At 62.0% G+C, this 1924-nt stretch carries 2 protein-coding genes; both read left to right on the forward strand.

Going from position 1 to position 1924, the window contains the following annotated elements:
* Positions 1–816: flagellar biosynthetic protein FliR (locus J2X92_RS29485; RefSeq protein WP_307581440.1), on the forward strand; the 816-nt coding region annotated here is incomplete at its 5' end.
* A complete protein-coding gene (locus J2X92_RS29490) occupies positions 816–1910 on the forward strand; it encodes an EscU/YscU/HrcU family type III secretion system export apparatus switch protein (protein ID WP_307581441.1) in 1095 nt (364 codons plus the stop codon). The genes J2X92_RS29485 and J2X92_RS29490, both read left to right, overlap by 1 nt.
* The last annotated feature ends 14 nt before the right edge of the window (positions 1911–1924 follow it).

Genomic DNA, 1924 nt, shown 5'->3' on the forward strand with positions numbered 1-1924 from the left:
GCGGTGCCCGAGTTCGGCTTTACGGCATGGTTGGCTTTCACCGGCCTTCTGGCCTTGCGGATCGCCGCCACCTTCGCCATGACGCCGGTGTTCTACGCCGTCCCTCTGCCTGCCTCGGTTCGCATGCTGCTGATCCTGGGACTGTCCGTTGCGCTGGCATCGGGGATCTCCCTGCCCACCGGCATTTGGGTCGGTTGGGAGTCCTTCTTTTTCGCTGCCATTGCAGAACTGGTCCTTGGTGCAACGCTGGGCCTGGGCATCCTGCTGGCCTTCGGTGCGTTCGCAGTCGCGGGGCAATTGCTCGACATTCAACTCGGCTTTGGCATTGCGCAAATCATCGATCCCGTCACGGCACGCCCGGTTCCAATCCTGACGACGGCCTTTCAATATCTCGCGGTCCTTGTCTTCTTCTTGATTAACGGGCATCACGCACTGCTGCGTGGCATCCGCTACAGCGTCGAGCGATTTCCTGTCGGCGCCCCATGGTCTCTGGCGCATGCCGCAGAGCCGTTGCTGAAACAGGTGACCGGCCTGTTCAGTCTTGGCTTTGCATTGGCCGCCCCAGTGGTGTTTTGCATCCTGCTGGTGGAGTTCATTCTGGGTGTGGTGGGCCGGAACCTGCCCCAGATGAACATGTTCAGCATGGGCATTCCCATCAAGATCGTGGTTGGCCTTGTCGCGTTGTCGCTTTGGTTCTCGGGCATTGGCGGTGTGATGACCCGGGTCTACGCAACCATCGCTACCACTTGGGATGCCATTTTCGTCGCGGCGAACAAGCCACCTGCAAGTTCGCCTCGGCGTGAGCAGGTTCGCTGATGGCTGAGCAGGATCTCGATCGAAACGCAGCGGCCACGCCCTACAAGCTGCAGCGCGCGCGCGAACGGGGACAGACTGCGAAGAGCGCAGACCTCGTAGCGGCACTCGTATTTGCCGTCGCCATCGTCTATTTGACGTGGCGGGGTTTCGAAGTGGTGGTCAGCCAATTCCGCTTCGATCTGGCGCTGCTAGTCCACGCAGGACGAATGGAGCCCTCGGGGGTCGGCCTCTGGCCCATGATCGATCGCGCCTTGCGGGCAGGGCTCGCCATCTCCGCTCCCTTCTTCGCGACGATCATGTTGGCGGCCATCGTCGGCAACATCGTGCAGACAGGGCCGATACTTTCGTTCGAGCCGGTCAAGGTCGACTTCGACCGCATCAATCCAGTCAATGGCCTCAAGAAGCTGTTCGCGATGCGAGTTCTGTTCGATACCGCGCGCGCCCTCGTGAAGCTCGCTTTGCTAGCGCTGGTCGCCTTCATGAGTCTCAAGGCCCTGGCCGGCCAGTTCTATGCGCTCGCATCCTTGTCCGCGGTGGGATACCTGCGCATGCTCCTTGGCGACCTTGCCAGCGTGGGACTCAAGTTGGCGCTTGTGCTGGGCCTGATTGCCTTGCTCGATCTCATGTACACACGGCACGAATTCGCCAAGAAGATGCGCATGAGCCAGCGTGAGCTGAAGGACGAGACCAAGCAGCGCGAGGGCGACCCGCGCATCAGGGCACGGTTGCGGGAACTGCGCCGCGAAATGCTCAAGCGAAGCCTGGCGCTGCGGCAAACGCGCAATGCGGACGTGCTCATCACGAATCCAACCCACCTTGCTGTAGCCCTGAAGTACGAGCACGGCCGAATGGCCTCTCCTCAATTGCTTGCCAAAGGCGCCGGGCACATGGCGGCCGCGATGCGCGAGATTGCCGCGCGCCATCGGATTCCCGTAGTGCGCAACCCCGCGCTCGCACGGCAGCTCTATCGCGAGTTGGCGGTCGACCACCCGGTCCCGCCTGATCTCTATGCGCAGGTCGCCCGCATCATCGTCTGGGTGTTCGCGATGCGCGAGCAGCGACAAGGTCGCGTTGGCGCTGGAACGGTTTCATGAACGCGCTGGCACGC

The organism is Variovorax paradoxus (assembly GCF_030811855.1).
GTDB lineage: Bacteria > Pseudomonadota > Gammaproteobacteria > Burkholderiales > Burkholderiaceae_C > Variovorax > Variovorax paradoxus_L.